Origin of the sequence: Rhodococcus sp. 21391, from assembly GCF_016772255.1 — a bacterium.
In the GTDB taxonomy this organism is placed as follows: domain Bacteria; phylum Actinomycetota; class Actinomycetes; order Mycobacteriales; family Mycobacteriaceae; genus Rhodococcus_F; species Rhodococcus_F opacus.
The window spans coordinates 458,611-476,381 of sequence record NZ_CP063781.1; the positions used below are offsets into that span (position 1 = coordinate 458,611).

Genomic DNA, 17,771 nt, shown 5'->3' on the forward strand with positions numbered 1-17,771 from the left:
GTGACAGTCCACCTCGTTCCGGGGCAGAACGCTCCGCTGCCGTCGCGCGAACTGCGTTTCCGCGCGGTCGATGCGACGCCGATCGACGTCTCCGCGCTGATCGTGGACGGCGATCTCCGCGTGCTGTCCTCGGACCATTTCGTGTTCTACAACCAGCGCCGCGCCGCCGGGGTGGAACTCGACGCGGACGGAACGGTCCGGCTGCAGCTGGACGAGGTGGACGCCGCTGCGGTGGCCGTGCTCTGCGTGGTCAGTGTCGATCCGGCGTCCCCGAACGGTCCGGCGACGCTGGCCCGCGAGGGGCTGTCGGCCACGCTCGCCGACGAAAATGGTCTTCCCCTGGTCGTTTTCGACGTCCCGCTGGTCGGTTCCGAGGCGGCCGCGATCTGCCTCGAGGTCTACCGGCGCGGCACCGAGTGGAAGGTGCGGGCCGTCGGGCAGGGATACGACGGCGGCCTCGCCGAACTCGTCACCCGGCACGGCGTCGAGGTGGACGAACCCGCGCACGCTGTGGCCGAGGAGGTTCCGGCGATGCCCGGTCCTGCGGGCATCCCGCTCGACCCGGCCCACTCGTTCGAGAGGGCGTGGATGATCTTCGAGGACGCCGCCCGGTCCGCGGCCTCGTTCCGATCCTCCCGCGACTACGCGCAGGCCCGGCTGGACGACGAACTGTCCGAGTCGGTGGCCGACCCGTCCACACGCAACAGTCCGGCGGTCGTGCAATCGCAGGCCAGGGCGCAGGAGCGGTGTGATGCCCTCGTCGCCGAGGCGCAGCGCAAATTCGACGGCGAGACTTCGCAATTGGCCGACGAACTCCGCGCCATCGATCCTCTGCTGCCGCGGTCGCTGGCCACCTTCGAGTCCGCCGCGTGGACCAGCCCGGTCACCGGCAGCGCCGTGACGGACGGGCTGAGGCTCGGTGAGTTGACCGCACCCGACCTCGGTGAGCTGCGGGTGCCGTTCTGCGTTCATTACCCGTTGGGGCGTCCGCTCTGGATCGTCGGCGATCCGGCCGAGGCCGCACCGGTGGTCGCGGCGCTGGCGGCGCGCATGCTGGTCGCATCACCTGCGGTGGCACAGCGGTTGGAGGTGGTCGACCTCAGCGGCTCGCTGCGCACGTTCACCGAACCCCTCGGTGCTCTGCTGGCTTCGCCCGTCGTGTCGTCGGCTTCCGACATCACCGCCCGCCTCACCGCGCTGTCCGAGAGCGTCGACCTCGCAGAAATGGCGGCCCGCAGCGGAATCCGCGACGGCCGGCCGGAGCCGCGCCTGGTGATCCTGGGCGACTTCCCCCACGGGTACGGCGCCGAGGACGCCGCCCGGATCGTGCACCTCGCCGATCACGGTCCCGCACTCGGGACGTCGCTGATCATCGTCGGCGACAGCGCCTCCGCCGATTCGGATCCGGGCGTCGCGGTGCTCGAACGCATCGCGCAGCAGGTTCCGACGTCCGGGGTCCTCACCGTCTCCGACCCGTGGACGGGCAACGACTGGCTCCTGACACCCGACCGGCTCCCGGACCACCCCCTCCACCGGGCCTCGGTGCTGGATTCACTGACCGGGCAATAACACCCTCGCCGCGAGCTAGCGTCACTCGTCGGGCAGTTCGACCCCGAGTTCGAGAGCCTTCGTGGCGACGGCGTCCGGAAAGACGTTGCGGAACAGGAACAGGTCCTGCCCGATCACCCAGCCGGGGGCGAGTTCCGTGGCGTAGCGCTCGAAGTAGCCGAGTTGTTTTCCGAACAGGACAAGTTCCTCGGGGCTGGCGACGCCCCATTTCTTGCCGATGCCGATCAGCGCCATGATGAGTTCGCTGAGCCGCAGCTCGCCGAGGTCCCGGCCCAGCAGGGGTGCGAGCGCGGCGGCCACCTGGAGTCCGATCTCGTCGTCGGTGGCGTCGTTGTCGGTCGCATAGCCGAGGCTCCGGATTCCGCGGGCCATCCGGGAGAAGTCGCCGTCGATCAGAGTCGCGTAGAACATGTCGCGCAGGATCTGCCGCCACGACTCGGGGAGCTCACCGACGATGCCGAAGTCGAGCATCGCGATGCGTCCGTCGTCGAGGACCCACAGGTTCCCGGCGTGCACGTCGCCGTGGAACGGGCCGTGCAGGATGACGGACTCGATCCACACCTTGACGCCGCGGCGGATCAGCATCCGGGTGTCCATGTGGACGAGGTCGGGGAACCGGTCGAGCGGCAGGCCGTACATGCGTTCCATACAGATGACGTGCGGACCGCAGTAGTCCCAGTACACCTCAGGGGTGGTGACGCCCTTGTTGTCGCCGAACGCCCCGATGTTCGTCCGGAACCGGGCCTGGCGGTCGGCCTCGACCGCACTGTTGAGTTCGGTCATCGTGGCGGCGTGGAGGTCGCGGATGATGGCGGTGGCGTTGGCGATGCGGAAGAACTCGAACAGTTTCTCGAGGATCCGCGCGCCCCAGTACGCGGTGCGCAGGTCCACCACCATGCGGCGGAAGATGTCGGGGCGTTGCACCTTGATGACGGCTTCCCTGCCGTCGGGGAGAACGCAGCCGTGCACCTGCGCGACGGAGGCGGCTGCGAGGGGGACGTTGTCGAACGACGCGAACAGTGCGTCGACGGGATGCCCCAGATCGGCTTCGATCACCCTGCGGGCCTCCTGGGCGGGCACCGGCGGCACGTCGTCGAGACATCGCAGACAGGCGTTGGCCAACGGGGCGGGGAACACGCCGGAAGACGACGCCATCAGCTGCCCGACCTTGACGAACGTCGGGCCCAGCACCTCGAAACCGTTGACCAGGCCCTCCGACGCCGCGTCCGCAAGGGTGCGGCCGCGACGTCGGACAGGCCAGGTGACCAGCGCTGACAAGGTGAAGGCGACGACGACCACGCCGATGACCAGCGCCCGCCACAGCTCTGCGGCGCGGAAATGATCGAGGCTCGCGGAGTGCACGGTCAGGGCTGCAGGTGGCGGCCCCGAAGCGTACGGGCCGACCGGACGTGCCGTTGGCTCTTGCACAGTTCCTACCTTGCGTTCAGTGCTGCCTGCCGTTCAGAAGGGGACCATACCCCGACCGTTTCGGCGAACCCCTTTCAGTATGCGGTACCCGCCATCACACCATTTCGTTAGCAGAACTCAGAGTCCCAGCGCGCCTGCGAGTTCCCGCAGGGCAGGCACCGGATCGTCGCCGGCGGGGAGTACCTGGATGGCCACGTGATCGGCGCCCGCGTCCAGGTGTTCCCGGAGGCGGCCGGCGACGTACTGCGTGTCGCCGTGGGCGACGAGCGCGTCGATCAGGTCGTCGCTGCCGCCGTTCGCGATCTGCTCGTCGGTGTACCCGAGCCGTTTCAGATTGTTGACGTAATTGCGCAGGTGCAGGTACGGATTCTCGACGGCCGAACGTCCGATGGGGCGGGCGCGTTCCGGATCGGTGTCCAGCACGACCTTCTGCTCCGGCGCGATCACCGGACCCGGGCCCAGCAGCTCACGCGCTTCACGGGTGTGCTGCGGAGTGGTCAGGTACGGATGGGCGCCGGCGGCGCGGGCTGCGGACAATTCCAGAACCTTCGGACCGAGTGCGGCGAGGACGCGTCGTCCCGCTGGGACACCGGCAGCATCGAGGGCGTCGAGATACTCCACGAGCGCGGCGTACGGCTTGCTGTAGTTCAGCCCGGGCTGTTCGGGATGGCCGACACCGATGCCGAGGAGGAAGCGCCCCGGATGACGGGCTTCGAGCCGGTGGAACGAGGTCGCGATCTCGTCGGCGGGCGCGGTCCAGATATTCACGATTCCGGTCGCGACGGTGATCGTGGACGTCGCGTCGAGCAGGCGTTCGGCGATCTCGAGGTCGGCAGGCGGGGAGCCGCCGATCCAGATCGCGCCGTAGCCTGCTGATTCGATCGCCGCACCCACCTCGGGCGCCAATCCGCCGGCGTGACGCCAGACGCCGAACTGTCCGAGCTGCGGGGTTTGTGCTGTGGTCTCCGTCATGTGGCGTGCAACCTTCCGTCGTTGTCATTCATTCCGGTGTTCTCGAGTACGTGGTCTCAGGCCTGGTGCAGCCAGGAGCGGAACAGGAGCGCGCCCGCGGCGGCGAGCACGAGCGCGACGGGAACGGCCCACGCCGGACCACCCCAGCTGTACTCGTAGGAACCGTCGGTGATCAGCCCGTAGAACAGGCCCCGGAACGTGGCGATCCCGCTGAGGAACGCGAAAAACCAGGCCACCATCCCGATCAGCAGCGACAGCACCGAGTGGGCGAAAACGCTCGGCCACGACGGCGAACGCACGTCGATCCGCTCCGACGCGCGCGAGTCGGCGGCAGCGAGTTGCCACCGCCCGGCCCAGCGGTGCCGTCCGGTCATCGCGGCGCCGAGCGAGACGAGGCCGGCGGGAAACGCCCTCAGCGCGAACAGGGCACGGCGAGCGGACTCGGTGGTAAACGGGTTCACCGATGTCGAGTTGGCCTGGTCAGTTGACATGGCTCGACGCTATCGACCGACTCCGCCGCCGCACATCATCCTGCAGAACGATATTCGCTACCGCAGGGGTAGTCGATCAGCTGCCGGGCGCCCGGTACTCGGCGTCCCGGCGGACCGCGTCGTCCACCTGCTCCGGCGTGAGCAGCGCCACCGATTCGGACCGCGCCGCACCGGAGGCGGTGGTGCGGATGCCGAGCGCGGCGGCCGCGACGTCGTCCGGCACGACACCGATCACGAACAGATCCCGGCCACCCAATGCGAAGTAGCAGGATTCGACTGTGCCCCCGACGCTTTCGACCATCTGGGTGATCGCGTCGCGTCGTACGGTGCCGCCTTCGGCGAGTAGTCCCTTCGCGCCTTCGGGTGAGTACGTGACCTGCCAGAGATATCTCGGCATCAGTGCCTCCTCGATTGTGGGGTCCTCTCATGGTTCTCCCGGGACGGGCCACATGCAATAGGTTCCGGCGCTAGGGTCGTGAGATGGCTGAGGCCCGCGTAGGTATCTCCGGCTGGACGTATCCCGGTTGGCGCGGTGACTTCTACCCGGACGGCCTGGCCCATCGCAAGGAGTTGGCCTACGCCGCGGGGCGATTGACGTCGATCGAGATCAACGGGTCCTTCTATTCGTTGCAGCGACCGACGAGTTACGCGAAGTGGCGTGACGAAACACCGGAAGGTTTCGTGTTCGCCGTCAAGGGCGGTCGCTACATCACGCACATGAAGAGGCTGGTCGGCGCGGAGTCGGCGCTGGCGAACTTCTTCGCATCCGGGGTGCTCGCGTTAGGCCCCAAGCTCGGACCGCTGCTGTGGCAACTGCCCCCGACACTCGCGTTCGATTCGACGAGTCTCGCAGCATTCTTCGACCAGCTGCCGAGGACGACCACCGATGCCGCGGCGCTCGCGTCTCGACACGACGACAAGCTCACCGACGACAGGGCGTGGACGGAGACGGACGCCGATCGGCCCGTCCGCCACGCCCTCGAGGTCCGGCACCCCAGTTTCGATACGGAGGAGGCGAGGAAGTTGCTCCGCGCGCACGACGTCGCGTTCGTCGTCGCCGACACGGCAGGCCGGTACCCGTACGTCGAGGCTGCGACGAGCGATTTCGTCTACGCCCGGTTGCACGGCGACAAGGAGCTCTATGCCAGCGGCTACACGGACGAGGCGCTGGACGAGTGGGCCCGCAAGCTCGAGCGGTGGCTCGGGGAGGGCCTCGACTGCTTCGCGTACTTCGACAACGACATGAAGGGGTACGCGCCGTTCGACGCGCTGCGGCTGATCGAGCGGCTGCGTTGACTGTCGGTGTCCCGTGGCACAGTGCGCCGTTTGTCGGTGTCCCGTGGCACAGTGCGCCGTTTGTCGGTGTCCCATGGCACAGTGCGCCGTTTTGTCGGTGTCCCATGGCACAGTGCGCCGTTTTGTCGGTGTCCCATGGCACAGTGAGCCTCGGTTCGACGAAGACGAGAAGAGGATCTACCGGATGTGGCCCACTCACTGGCCTGCTGTCGCGCGTGACATCGCCGAAGCGCTCGACGCCGCCATCGTCGCGGCGCGTGCGTCGGATTCGGCGGCGCTGACCGAGGCGACGGAGGAACTGGCGGCCCTGCCCGCGGAGCAGGTCGGTGCGGTGCTGGCGGGGGTGGTCCGGGAATTGCTCGAGACGCTGCACCCGGACGGTCTGACGGGCGAGGACGTGCAGGACGTTCTCACCCGCTGCGCGCGGGCGGCGGCACTCTGGTTTCCGGTCGTCGATGTCGATTCGCTGGTGACCGTGCTGACCGGTGCACTCGGCGTGGCCGATGTCGAGGAGAACCCGCGCAGACCGGAGCGTGCCGTGGAGGCCGCGATCCTGGTCATCGCCGATCTGCTGAGTGCGGCGGAGGTTTCCGCCGACGGTTACGTCCGCCGGGCGCTCGACGAGATCGCGCGCGCCGAAACCGTCGAGATGCCCTGATTCGTTCAGAGTTCGGTGCGGATGTGATCGGCCAGCCGGGCGATCCGGTCCTCGTTGCGGCGGTAGTGGGTCCACTGGCCGATCCGATGGCTGGTGACCAGTCCGGCGCTCTGTAGCGCGGCCATGTACTGCGAGGCCGTCGACTGGGAGACCTCGGCCCTCGCCTGAATGTGCTTCAGGCACACGCCCACCTCGTCGGCGGGTTCGAGTTGCGGGGGAAAGCTGTCGGGGTCCTTCAGCCACTGCAGGATGCGCACGCGGGTCGGGTTCGACAGCGCTTTGAAGACCAGGGCCAGGTCGGTCGCGTCCGGAAGCTCACTCACAAACTCATCGTACCGCTATATCGCGATTTTTCGATATGTGTGCTTGTATCGGTATATCGCAACTTCGCGATATACCGATAGGGGTGAGTGATGGAGAAACGCAGAGTGGCAGCGGTCGTCGGTGCGCGCGGGGTGATCGGCGGCAATCTGATCGACCACCTCGAGGCGACCGGGGAGTGGGAGGTCATCGGACTGTCGCGACGCGGCGGATCCGACACCGACCGGGTGCGGCACATCGCGGTCGATCTGCTCGACGAGCGCGACGCCGCCGAGAAGCTGGGTGGACTGCGCGACGTGACCCACATCTTCTACGCCGCCTACCAGGACCGTCCGTCGTGGGCGGAGCTCGTCGCGCCCAACGTCGCGATGCTGGTCAACACGGTGAACGCGCTCGAACCTGTGGCTGCCAGGCTCGAGCACATCAGTTTGATGCAGGGCTACAAGGTCTACGGCGCGCACCTCGGGCCGTTCAAGACGCCGGCACGCGAGAGCGACCCGCCGCACATGCCGCCCGAGTTCAACGTGGATCAGCAGCAGTTCCTCGAAGACCGTCAGCGCGGCAAGAGCTGGACGTGGTCCGCGATCCGCCCCTCGGTCGTGTGCGGATTCGCTCTCGGCAATCCGATGAATCTCGCGCTGGTGATTGCCGTCTACGCGACGATGTCGAAGGAACTCGGCGTGCCACTGCGGTTTCCGGGTAAGCCCGGCGCGTACACGAGTCTGATCGAGATGACCGACGCCGGACTGCTGGCGGAGGCGACCGTCTGGGCCGCGACCACCCCCGAGTGCGCGAATCAGGCGTTCAACATCAACAACGGGGATCTGTTCCGCTGGGACGAGATGCTGCCGAAGATCGCGAATTTCTTCGAGCTGGATGTCGCACCACCGCTGCCGATGTCGATGGAGGTCGTCATGGCCGACAAGGAGCCGGTATGGAACGACCTCGTCGCGAAACACGGACTGGAGCCCACGCCGTACTCGGACGTCTCGTCGTGGGCGTTCGGCGATTTCGTCTTCGGCTGGGACTACGACGTCATCGCCGACGGTTCCAAGGCGCGCCGGCTGGGTTTCCACCGTCACGTCGAGACCGAGCGGATGTTCCTCGACATCTTCCGCGACCTTCGAGCCCGGAAGATCATTCCCTGAGGGGGACTACCGGCGAATCCCGGATTCGACGTTGGCGGCGATCCGCCGGAGCAGCCCGGCCAGGACGGCGCATTCGTCCTCGTCGAGTCCGGCGAGGAATTGCCGGTCCCGTTCGACACGCTGCGGGAACTCGGTGTCGACGAGTTGCCGCCCGGACTCGGTCAGGTGGAGCAGTACGACGCGCCCGTCGCGTTCGAACGGTAGCCGTTCCACGAGTCCCAGCCGGGCCAGGCGGTCGACGTGTTTGGTGGTGGATGCGCCGCTGAGCATCGTCACGGCGGTGACCTCGCTGGCTCGCAGTGGCCGATCGCTGCGGGCGAGTACACACAGGACGTCGAACTCGGCGCGCGAGACCCCGCTCGCGTCCAGGGCGCGGTCGAGTTGCTGCAGGGCCTGGGATCCGATCCGGGTGATGCGACCCATCACTTCGATCGGTGACGTGTCCACTTCGGGATGGGTCTCGGCCCATTCGCGTCGAACGCGATCGGTGAAATCCTCATCCGGACGTGGGGCAGTGCTCATGAAATCCATCGTAGCGACCAACTTCACATTAATTCAGAACTATTTTACTAGTGAAGTATACGGTACGCTGAGGTCATGCAGGCTTCCCCTCGATACGCACCCGACCTCAGCCGGCTCCATCACTCCCGTGGGGCTTTGGCCTATTCGGTGGCGCCGTCGACGTGGCGTCGTGCGTTCGAGGTCCGGAACGCCGATGCCACCATCGCTCCTGCACTGCGGGTGGGTGCGGCGACGGCCCTGGTACTGGTCATCGGTGGCCTGCTCGGGCACGGCAATCTCGCGGGTTTCGCGGCACTCGGTGCGCTGACCGCCGCGTTCGGCCGATACGAGCCGTACCCGCGGCTCGCCCGCAAGGCAGGTCTCGTCGGTGTCGCGCTCATCGCCTTCGTCGCCGGGGGAGCGCTCCTCGGTGCAGCGGGGCTGTCACTCTGGCTGCAGATAGCGGTCATGTCCGTGGCGTCGGGGGTCGCCGCGTGGCTGCTGGCGGCGTTCCGCATCGCCGGTCCCGGACCGGTCATCTTGGTCTTCGCGGCGACCGCGGCGGTCGGGCACGCGACCCGGCTCTCCGATCTCGGACCGGCCGTCGTGGCCGTGGCGATCGGTGTCGTCGTGGGCTGGCTCGCCGCCATGACGCCCTGCCTGTTCGTTCCCCTCGGTCCCGCCCGGCTGGCGGTGGCGCGGGCACTCGCCGCGACCGCGGAACTGGAGCATGCACACGACGACTCCGCGATTGCGGCCGCACGCAAGGCCATCGACAACGCGCGTGACGTGATCGCACACAGCGGGCGGGGCCGGGACGGGCACTCCCACCAATTGTTCGCGCTTCTCGCCGAAGCGGACACGGTCGTCGATCAGTGGGCGCACGAACGTGACCGCGACACCCTGCGCGCGCTCGTCGATCACGAGTCCGAATTGCGTAAGGTGAAGCGCCGCAGCGACCTTTCGGCGTTCGGAGCCGAGATCGCGGTACTCCCGAAGCCAGGCGGCTTCTTCGCGGACGGTCTCCAGGCGTTGCAGTCGCGAGAGGGGATCGTCAACGCGGCCCGTATCGCCGCTGCGGCCGCGCTGGCCGGATGGATCTGTGTGGCAATGGGATTGGAGCACCCGCTGTGGGCGTCGATGGGTGCGATGGCCGCGATGCAGGGTTTCAACTTCAGTCAGACCGTGCAGCGGGGAATTCAACGCCTCGTCGGAAACGTGGGAGGCGCCGTCCTCGCCGCCGGGCTGATCGCCGCAGCGATGGGGTACTGGCAGACCGTCGTGGTCATCGTGGTGCTGCAGACCGTGACCGAACTGGTGGTCATCAAGAACTACGCGTTCGCGTCCGTCGCCATCACACCCATGGCTCTGCTGCTCACGGGCCTCGGCTCGGCGGTCGCCCCGGACATCGCGGTGAGCCGCATCGTCGACACGCTCATCGGTGTGGTGGTCGGGGTGATCGTCTCGGCGGTCGCGATCAGCCGGACCGACCACCACCACGTGAACTGAGTCGGCTCAGATCCCCGTCGCGGAGACGTAACCGGCGAATCCGATGGCGCACGCGCCCGCGCAGAGGATCAGGGTTCCGCACGCCACCGGCCACGCGATCGTGCGCCGCGCGATGCGTGCGATCGTGACCAGGCCGCCGATCACGGTCGCGAGTGCGGCGACCGCGAGCGCCACGCACACCGCGATCCACGCGTTCTCGGCGCTGCACGTCTCGGGCGGGCAGTAGTCCAGGAACAGCAGCCAGAACAGTCCCGCGACCGCGGAGATGCTGGCGACGGCGACCGCGACGACGAGTGTGGCCGCCGACACGGCCACGTCCCAGCCGTTCAGCGGCGGCTGATCGTCACCCGCACGCGGGTGATTCCATGGATGTTCTCGAGGCCCCCCTGGCTGCATATGCGTCACAGTCTACTTCGGGAGGATCGGTGGCGGCAGCGGAGCCCCGTCCGGGCGCAACCCGGCGAGGAACACCGTGATCAGCCGCGGAATGAGATTTGCTGTCGTGCGGTCGAACATCAGCACGTGGGGCCGGGTGAGCATGGCGATCCCCATGATGATCTCGAGCGGCACGACGTCCTCGCGGACCAGTCCGACGTCCTGGAGCCGGCGAATGAAGCCGGTGACCGTCGACGTCGTGTGCTCCCTCGACTCGCGGACGTCGGATGGTAGCTCGTCGAGGCTGTTGACCAGCGCGGGAACCAGTGCTCCCATGCGCAGTTCGACCACTGCGTCGACGAACCGTCGCCACGCCCCCTCCGGGTCGTCCGTGCATTCGTCCAGTCCTCGGACGGCGAGTTCGCGGACTTCGGCGAGCGTCGTCCGGGCGACGGCGTGGGCGAGTTCGTCCCGGCTCGGGAAGTTCCGGTAGAGAGTGGCGATTCCGACGCCGGCCTTCGCGGCGATGGCGTCGAGGGGTGCGTCGTGCCCGCGATCGGCGAACACCGCGCGGGCAGCCTTGATCAGCGTGTTGCGTCGTTCCAGCGCGTCTGCCCGCACGATTCCACCTCTTCCGTTGACAACCCAGCATAACCGGAGGAATATTCTCCACAAGTAACGGAGAAATTTCCTCCACTTAGTTTGAAGGGGAGTCCGATGAGCACTTCGGATACCGGGACACTCGCGCCGCGCACGGAGCCGATCGGGCGGTCGGCGCACGGCCCGTCCGATCCTGCGAAACTGGCCGCTGTCGTGCTGGGACTCACCGCGGTGATCGCGCTGATGCTGCTGGCGTTCGCATTGCCCGCCGTCAACAGCGGCCCGCACGACCTCCGGCTGGGCGTCGCCGGACCCGACGCGGCCGTCACCCGGATCGACTCCGCGCTCGCCGCGGGGCACCCCGGCGCGTTCGTCACCGAGCGCTTTCACGACGCCGGTGCGGTCCGGACGGCGATCGAACACCGGGAGGTGGTCGGCGGAATCGTCGCGACACGGGACGGCATGAAGGTCCTGTCCGCGGGCGCCGGCGGGGGACCCATCGCGCAGACGATGAACGGTATCGCGGCGGGCATGAGCAAGACTGCGGGACACACCGTTCCGGTCGAGGACGTCGTTCCGCTGACGGCCGACGACCCCGCCGGCGTCGGTCTCGGCGCCTTGGCGCTTCCCCTGGTCTTCGGCGGCATGATCCCCGCGCTCGCGCTCGTGCGGCTGTTTCCGCGCAGTGTCGGTCGGCGGGTGGCCGGGGCGGTGCTGTTCGCCGTGAGCGCCGGGGTGGTGCTGACGGCAATCCTGCAGTTCGGTCTCGGAAGCGTCGACGGCAACTACTGGACGACCACCGGCGCCGTCGTGCTCGGCATCGCCGCCATCTCGCTGACCGTTCTCGGGCTCGAATCGGTGCTGGGCACAGCGGGGTTCGCGCTCGGCGCGGTGACGATGATCTTCTTCGCCAATCCGCTGTCCGGCCTGGCGACGTCCGCGGCGTGGCTGCCGTCGGGGTGGGGCGCATTCGGTCAGCTGCTGCCACCCGGAGCGGCGGGAACCATGGTGCGGTCGACGGCGTTCTTCGACGGACACGGAGCCGGTGCGGCAGTGCTCGTGCTGACCTGCTGGATTCTGTTCGGGCTCGGCCTGTGCCTGGTATCCGGACTGCGTGAGCGGCGCGCCGGGGAAGAACCGGCCGTCGCCTGAGGCTGTGGTTTGATGGCGGCATGGGGGAACGACGGATCGTCCGCCGACTGGTCGGCATCGGAGCGGGCCTCGGCGCGCTCGCGGTCCTCGTCGTCGCGGCCTCGACGGTGTGGATATCGCGCGAGGCCTCCGGCCACGTCTACGACGTCGACGACGCACCCGAAGCACCGGTGGTCATCGTCCTCGGTGCGCAGGTGCGCGACGGCAAACCCCGGGAGTACCTGGCCGGACGCCTCGACGTCGCCGTCCGTCTCGTGGAGGACGGCCGTGCGCGGGCGGTCCTCGTCTCCGGCGACGGCGCAGGCAGATCCGGCGACGAGATCGCGGCGATGACGGAATACCTGGTGGAGAAGGGCATCGACCGCAGCAAGATCGTCGGCGATCGGTACGGGCTCGATACCTACGACACGTGTGCTCGCGCCGTCCAGACGTACGGCGTGACCAAGGCGCTGATCGTCACTCAGGGTTTCCACGTCCCCCGTGCGGTCGCGCTGTGCCGCGGTGCCGGGATCGACGTCGCCGGTGTCAACGCCGGATGCGAATGCCGCCCGATCACGATGGCCAGGAACACCGTGCGCGAATCACTGGCCCGGCCGAAGGCCGTCCTCGACCTGCTGTCCGGGCGCGATCCCGTGGTGGTCTCCGAACCGGAGGACTCACTCGGGAAGGCGCTCGCCGCCGAGGACTGATCCCGAACCGCCGCGGTGGGGAGGGTGCGTCGGTAGGCTTCTCCCGTCGACGATCGGGAGGCTCACGATGGTTGGTGCACGACCGGATCCCGGTCCGCGTGAAATCCGGAAATGGCGTCGCTACCTCGCCGACGAACGCGCCGAGGCGGCCGTCTACCGCGATCTCGCGAAACGTCGGACCGGCGAGGAACGCGAGATTCTGCTGGCGCTCGCCGACGCCGAGGGACGGCACGAGGCGCACTGGCGCGAACTGCTCGGCGAACACGTCGGCAAGCCCGTGCGCGGTGACGTCCGCACACGCATCCTCGGTGTGCTGGCCCGGCGGTTCGGATCGGTGTTCGTGCTGGCCCTCGCGCAGCGCGCGGAGACCCGGTCGCCGTACCCGACGGACGTCGACGCCACCGACGCCATGGGCGCGGACGAGCGCATCCACGAAGAGGTGGTGCGGGCGCTCGCGGCGCGCGGGCGAAATCGTCTGTCCGGCACGTTTCGTGCCGCCGTGTTCGGTGCCAACGACGGCCTGGTCAGCAATCTCGCCCTCGTCCTCGGCATCAGCGGTAGCGGCGTCGACAATCACATCGTCCTGCTGACCGGGCTCGCCGGTCTGCTCGCGGGCGCGCTGTCGATGGGCGCCGGCGAGTACGTGTCCGTGCGGTCGCAGCGTGAACTGCTCGAGGCGTCGGCGCCGGGGCAGGGCGCCCGTGAGGCGCTGCCGCTCCTCGACGTCGACGCGAACGAACTCGCACTCGTGTACCGCGCGCGGGGCATGCCCGCGCAGGACGCCGAGAAACGCGCGGCCGACGTGCTGCGGAGAGCCGTTCAGCCCGAGCCCGTTTCGCGTACGGAAACCGCCGACGAGCACGAGGCCATCGGCACCGGGCTCGGTGCGGCTGCCGCGAGTTTCTGCTTCTTCGCATCCGGTGCGGTGATCCCCGTGCTGCCGTACCTCTTCGGCATGGAAGGCACCGCCGCGCTCGTGGTCGCCGCCGCGCTGGTCGGCGTCGCGCTGCTCGGGACCGGTCTGGTGGTGGGGTTGCTGTCGGGTGGACCCCCGGTGAAGCGCGCGTTACGCCAGCTGGCAATCGGGTACGGCGCAGCCGCCGCCACCTACCTGCTGGGCATGCTGTTCGGGACAGGCGCCTGAGAACGTCATCATCACCACGGGTGTGGAACCGTAGCCGGGGACGGCAAACGTGCGCACCGTGTGCCGGGACCAGGACCCGTCCGACAGGGCGACGCGGGCGTTTCCGGGAAGACGCGCCGGGATCCGTTGCCGCACCGCCGCGAGGTCGTCGTCGTGCAGCAGCCCGATCTGCCCGCCCTCCGCCGCAGACAGACCCGCCAGCGGTGCCGTGATCCATTTGATGGCGTACCCGTGCTGTGAATCGACCAGTGCCGCATGAACGCCGGCGACCGCGTGCGGGGTCGACGCGATGTCCGAATCCATCACCCGGATCGCCAGTTCGCCGACGTCGGTCTTGTGCGTGACGTCGTGATCGACGCCCCGCAGCACCACCCCTCGGGTGTCTCGACGGCGCGGCGCACGAACCGGACGAGGCGCAGCGTTCCGTCGTCGTGGCGGGCGATGAGTTCGCCGGACAGGAATTCGCCGTCCCGCGCAGTAGCTGTGGACTCTGGGGAGCTGCACACCGAGACGAAACTGTGGGTAACTCTCGCAGATGATGTCGGTGAGGAAGACCTCGCAGATCGCGGCGCGGTGCACGTGCGCGCGGGCGATGGACGACGAATAGGACAGGGTTGTTCCAGGACGGCGGTCATGTCGATTCCTTTTGTTGGCAGCGGAATTCGCACGGGTCGATGCCGCCGGACGACGACGGCGGTGATCAGTGGATTGCGGGACCCGGGCAGAACGGTGGTTCGCGCTGGATCGGAAGAACGCGGGCGAGCCCGCAGCGCAGAGGGCGAGGAGCTCGGGGTCTCGTCGCGGGCCGGGGATCCCGGTGGATGCGCACGATCAGTGAATACCGGGCGATCTGGAGCGTCAACCGATGTAATCCGGTGTTCACCGATCCCGTGACGGTGTTCGGCAGGCGAACGCGACAGTCGAAAGTCGTTGACCTGCGATATCGGTGACTCCGCGTACGGGTAACTTCCGCTGTCGCGTGGCAGGAGTCACAGCCCCGGTTCCGGATCGGGACAGAAATGTTACCGCCAGGTATGGCGTGTGGTAACCGGCGAGCGTAGAAGGCCGATGCTATGTTCCCCTCGCCGGGAGTGGCCGGAGTTGACGGAGGGGTCGGGGATGTCGAAGAGGTGGGTCGCGTCGGTCGCGGCAGTGGCGATCGGCTCGGGCATGATCGCCTATTCGAACCAGAACGCTGCCGTCGCGGAACCCGAGCCGGTATCCAACGGCATACCCGGCAGCGGTCCCTGCGCCAGCGAGGTGTCGAACGAGACGCACTCGCTGATACCGGAGAAGCTCGAGATCCCGATCCCGTACCCGAAGATCACGACGGTGCCGTATCCCGCTCCCGTCACGGAGCCCGTCCGCGTCTCGCAGGCGTTGCCCGCCGACACGTGCACCGATCCGTGCCCCGACCTCACGGACGAGACCGACCAGGCCCCGGGAAACCTGTCGAGCGTGCTGAACATCCCGGACGTCAGCGTGAAGTTCACACCCTTCCACTTCGGTATTCCCGTCCCGGGCGCCGACATCCAGTTTCCCCCGCCGCCGCCCCTCGTGCACCCCGCGACCGAGGAGGCGCCGCGCAGCGCGGCCCCGGCAACCCCGAAGATCGGCGACGTGACCCGCGTGGCAAAGGTGACCGGGTCCGGATCGGTCAGCCGCACCGACAAGCGTTACCAGGTCAACGGCACCGACCTCGGCATCATGTGGGAGAGCGCACCCGACCAGATCGCCGTTGCGTTCGGCGACACGGTCGGCAAGGGATTCCAGCCGCCCGGTGGCCAGGGCGGCGACTGGCGCAGCAACGTCCTCGGGTTCAGCTCCGACCGCAACCTGTCCGACGGCATGAGTCTCGACAGCATGGTCCAGGACAGCCGGTGCCACGCGGCGGAACTGCTCGACAGCCGCAAACTCGACAACATCGAGATCACCACGATCCCGACCTCGGGTTTCGCCGTCGGGAACCGGCAGTACATGAGCTACATGTCGATCCGCACCTGGAACAGCATCCCCGCCACGTGGTGGACGAACTACGGCGGCATCGCCTACTCGGACGACGGTGGATCGACGTGGACCAAGGACCCGTACGCGAAGTGGGACAACATCTTCGGGGTCACCAAGTTCCAGGTCGCGTCGATGGTCCCGGCCGGCGACTTCGTGTACATGTTCGGCACCCCCAACACGAGGCTCGGCGCCATCGGCCTGGCCCGCGTCCCCGCCGCCGATGTGCTGAACACGTCCGCGTACCAGTACTGGCAGAACGGCAACTGGACGCCCGTCGGTGGTTACACGGAGGCGACGCCGATCGTGGACGCCCCCGCCGCCGAACTGTCCGTGCGCTACGAGGAGGCCACCGGCAAGTGGCAGATGACGTACCTCGACACGTCCAAGGCGGCCATCGTTCTTCGTGAGTCCGACTCGCCGCAGGGCGTCTGGTCCGAGGGGGCGCCGATGGTCAGCGCCGTCGAGTACCCGGAACTGTACGGCGGCTTCATCCACCCGTGGTCGAGTGGCGACGATCTGTACTTCACCATGTCGACCTGGTCCGACTACAACGTCTTCCTCATGAAGGCGGACATAGGCGCGTAGCGCCCGTGCGCCTTTTTGGTAGCTCCCGCAACCAGAAAGGCGCACAGGCCCGCAGGGCCTACAGCAGGCCGTGACGGGGCGGGACGGTGCCTGACAGTGCCCACCGGCCGATGTGCTGGATCTTCCACCGCGTGGGGTCGTGCAGGGTGTGGGTGCGGGCATCGCGCCAGTACCGCGAAAGGTTGGACGTTTCCGACGCACTGCGGGTGCCGCCCAGTTCGAACAGCACGCTCGACGCCTCGAGTGACGCACGGGCGGCGGCGACCTTGGCTGCGGCGGCGTCGATCGAGGCGACCGCGGCGCTCTGTTCGGTGAGGTCGCGCCGCGCTGCGTCGATGCTGCGCGCACCCTCCCGGAGGAGTGCCGTCGCGGACCGGACGCTGACCGCCGCCTCACCGGCCAGTTGGATCAGCAGGGGATCGTCGACGGCGTCGGTGACGCCCGCCTCGAAATAGGGCCTTGCCTGACGTGCAGTTCGCACGCCCTCGTTCAGGGCTGCTGCGGCGATCCCGGCGTCGATCGCGGCGTGCAGGATCTGGGCCTGCGACCCGTACGTGGTGGGTGCGTCGAAGATGGGAGAGAACGGCACGACGTGGAATGCGGGCACCCGGACTGCGTCCAGCGTGACGGTTCCGCTCGCCGTGGTCTTCTGCCCCATGCCGTCCCAGTCATCGACGATCGACAGCCCGGCAGCGGTGCTCGGCAGGTAGGCGACGGCCTTGGTGGGTTTCCCTGCCGGCGTCGTCGTCCCCGGAAGGGTGGCCCGGACCGCGATCCAGTCGGCGAACAGTGCGCCCGTGCTGTAGAACTTGCGACCGTCGACGACGAAGTCACCGCCCTGCTCGGTGAGCGTCGTGGCGTCGATGTCGATCGTCTTCGTTCCGCGCTCGCTCTGGGCGTTGGCGAACCGGCGCCCCGCGAGCACCTCGGAATAGAAGAATTCCTGCTGCGCCGGCGTGCCCTGGTGACGCAGCACCTCGAGGAACGTGTAGTGGCTGTGCGGGATCTGCGCGATGCTCGGATCGCCCTCGGCCAGGAGACGGAAGACTTCGGCGAGGGTTTCGGTCCGCGCGTCGACGCCACCGTGCTCGCGGGGAACACCGAGTGCGAGCAGTCCGGACGCGGCGAGAGCGCCTACCTGTTCGTAGGGAAGTTGCCGACCGGCATCGCGAGCTGCCGCCTCCTCGGCGAATTGTGCCGCGAGATCGGCGGCGACGGCGAGGGCTTCGGCCTCGTCACTGATGCGGTGGGCGTTCTGGACGGCGGTCATGCCTGATCTCCCGGTACGGCGGTCATGGCGTCGAACCTCACACGGACCCGCGAGCC

19 protein-coding genes are annotated in these 17,771 nt (G+C 68.1%); 9 read left to right on the plus strand and 10 right to left on the minus strand.

The genetic code is table 11. From position 1 onward, the window contains the following. Positions 1-1,569 carry a TerD family protein gene (locus GO592_RS02205; RefSeq protein WP_007297643.1) on the plus strand — a complete coding sequence of 523 codons (1,569 nt, stop codon included), beginning with the start codon at positions 1-3 and terminating at the stop codon, positions 1,567-1,569. 21 nt (positions 1,570-1,590) lie between these two features. Here the strand turns inward: GO592_RS02205 and GO592_RS02210 are convergent, their stop codons facing one another. The 4 genes from GO592_RS02210 to GO592_RS02225 all read right to left on the minus strand — a co-directional run bounded on the left by GO592_RS02210 (position 1,591) and on the right by GO592_RS02225 (position 4,857). Then, entirely contained in the window at positions 1,591-2,997 is a 1,407-nt protein-coding gene (locus GO592_RS02210; RefSeq protein WP_039951319.1) for an ABC1 kinase family protein, read from the minus strand. A 117-nt stretch (positions 2,998-3,114) separates the two neighbouring features. Further along, entirely contained in the window at positions 3,115-3,969 is an 855-nt protein-coding gene (locus tag GO592_RS02215; RefSeq protein WP_007297645.1) for an LLM class F420-dependent oxidoreductase, read from the minus strand. Positions 3,970-4,025: 56 nt separating this feature from the next. Then, complete coding sequence (locus GO592_RS02220; RefSeq protein WP_007297646.1) at positions 4,026-4,460, minus strand: hypothetical protein; 435 nt, start codon at positions 4,458-4,460, stop codon at positions 4,026-4,028. Positions 4,461-4,536: 76 nt separating this feature from the next. Next, positions 4,537-4,857, minus strand: coding sequence for a GYD domain-containing protein (locus GO592_RS02225; protein ID WP_007297647.1), 321 nt, complete (start codon positions 4,855-4,857; stop codon positions 4,537-4,539). Between the two features lie 83 nt (positions 4,858-4,940). On the opposite strand from GO592_RS02225, the gene GO592_RS02230 reads away from it, so the two are divergent. Both GO592_RS02230 and GO592_RS02235 read left to right on the plus strand, forming a co-directional pair. Further along, entirely contained in the window at positions 4,941-5,756 is an 816-nt protein-coding gene (locus tag GO592_RS02230; protein WP_007297648.1) for a DUF72 domain-containing protein, read from the plus strand. A 184-nt stretch (positions 5,757-5,940) separates the two neighbouring features. Further along, positions 5,941-6,414 (plus strand): hypothetical protein, encoded by a 474-nt coding sequence (locus GO592_RS02235; protein WP_007297649.1) that lies wholly within the window; start codon positions 5,941-5,943, stop codon positions 6,412-6,414. A gap of 5 nt (positions 6,415-6,419) precedes the next feature. On the opposite strand, the gene GO592_RS02240 is transcribed toward GO592_RS02235, so the two are convergent. Further along, a complete protein-coding gene (locus GO592_RS02240; RefSeq protein ID WP_005251263.1) occupies positions 6,420-6,737 on the minus strand; it encodes an ArsR/SmtB family transcription factor in 318 nt (105 codons plus the stop codon). A 90-nt stretch (positions 6,738-6,827) separates the two neighbouring features. On the opposite strand from GO592_RS02240, the gene GO592_RS02245 reads away from it, so the two are divergent. Next, on the plus strand, positions 6,828-7,883 hold the full coding sequence (locus tag GO592_RS02245; RefSeq protein ID WP_420228098.1) for an SDR family oxidoreductase: 1,056 nt from the start codon (positions 6,828-6,830) through the stop codon (positions 7,881-7,883). Between the two features lie 6 nt (positions 7,884-7,889). On the opposite strand, the gene GO592_RS02250 is transcribed toward GO592_RS02245, so the two are convergent. Further along, complete coding sequence (locus tag GO592_RS02250) at positions 7,890-8,414, minus strand: MarR family winged helix-turn-helix transcriptional regulator (protein ID WP_007297651.1); 525 nt, start codon at positions 8,412-8,414, stop codon at positions 7,890-7,892. Positions 8,415-8,480: 66 nt separating this feature from the next. Here GO592_RS02250 and GO592_RS02255 point away from each other — a divergent pair, with 66 nt between their 5' ends. Further along, positions 8,481-9,893 (plus strand): FUSC family protein, encoded by a 1,413-nt coding sequence (locus tag GO592_RS02255; protein WP_039951323.1) that lies wholly within the window; start codon positions 8,481-8,483, stop codon positions 9,891-9,893. A 6-nt stretch (positions 9,894-9,899) separates the two neighbouring features. Here the strand turns inward: GO592_RS02255 and GO592_RS02260 are convergent, their stop codons facing one another. Both GO592_RS02260 and GO592_RS02265 read right to left on the minus strand, forming a co-directional pair. After that, positions 9,900-10,208: a hypothetical protein gene (locus tag GO592_RS02260; RefSeq protein WP_007297653.1), complete on the minus strand. Its 309-nt coding sequence runs from the start codon at positions 10,206-10,208 to the stop codon at positions 9,900-9,902. A gap of 93 nt (positions 10,209-10,301) precedes the next feature. Beyond that, positions 10,302-10,889, minus strand: a complete 588-nt coding sequence (locus GO592_RS02265) for a TetR/AcrR family transcriptional regulator (protein WP_007297654.1) — start codon at positions 10,887-10,889, stop codon at positions 10,302-10,304. Positions 10,890-10,985: 96 nt separating this feature from the next. On the opposite strand from GO592_RS02265, the gene GO592_RS02270 reads away from it, so the two are divergent. The 3 genes from GO592_RS02270 to GO592_RS02280 all read left to right on the plus strand — a co-directional run bounded on the left by GO592_RS02270 (position 10,986) and on the right by GO592_RS02280 (position 13,853). Then, positions 10,986-12,020 (plus strand): ABC transporter permease, encoded by a 1,035-nt coding sequence (locus GO592_RS02270; RefSeq protein ID WP_007297655.1) that lies wholly within the window; start codon positions 10,986-10,988, stop codon positions 12,018-12,020. Positions 12,021-12,040: 20 nt separating this feature from the next. Beyond that, positions 12,041-12,709 carry a SanA/YdcF family protein gene (locus GO592_RS02275; protein ID WP_007297656.1) on the plus strand — a complete coding sequence of 223 codons (669 nt, stop codon included), beginning with the start codon at positions 12,041-12,043 and terminating at the stop codon, positions 12,707-12,709. Positions 12,710-12,776: 67 nt separating this feature from the next. Further along, positions 12,777-13,853, plus strand: coding sequence for a VIT1/CCC1 transporter family protein (locus tag GO592_RS02280; RefSeq protein WP_007297657.1), 1,077 nt, complete (start codon positions 12,777-12,779; stop codon positions 13,851-13,853). Here GO592_RS02280 and GO592_RS02285 read toward each other — a convergent pair. Continuing rightward, positions 13,776-14,225 (minus strand): hypothetical protein, encoded by a 450-nt coding sequence (locus tag GO592_RS02285; RefSeq protein WP_007297658.1) that lies wholly within the window; start codon positions 14,223-14,225, stop codon positions 13,776-13,778. The genes GO592_RS02280 and GO592_RS02285 overlap by 78 nt on opposite strands. Positions 14,226-14,972: 747 nt before the next feature. Between GO592_RS02285 and GO592_RS02290 the strand changes: the two genes are divergently transcribed. Beyond that, positions 14,973-16,445: a DUF4185 domain-containing protein gene (locus tag GO592_RS02290; RefSeq protein WP_007297659.1), complete on the plus strand. Its 1,473-nt coding sequence runs from the start codon at positions 14,973-14,975 to the stop codon at positions 16,443-16,445. 58 nt (positions 16,446-16,503) lie between these two features. On the opposite strand, the gene GO592_RS02295 is transcribed toward GO592_RS02290, so the two are convergent. Further along, positions 16,504-17,715 carry an SfnB family sulfur acquisition oxidoreductase gene (locus tag GO592_RS02295; protein WP_007297660.1) on the minus strand — a complete coding sequence of 404 codons (1,212 nt, stop codon included), beginning with the start codon at positions 17,713-17,715 and terminating at the stop codon, positions 16,504-16,506. Positions 17,716-17,771: the final 56 nt, after the last annotated feature.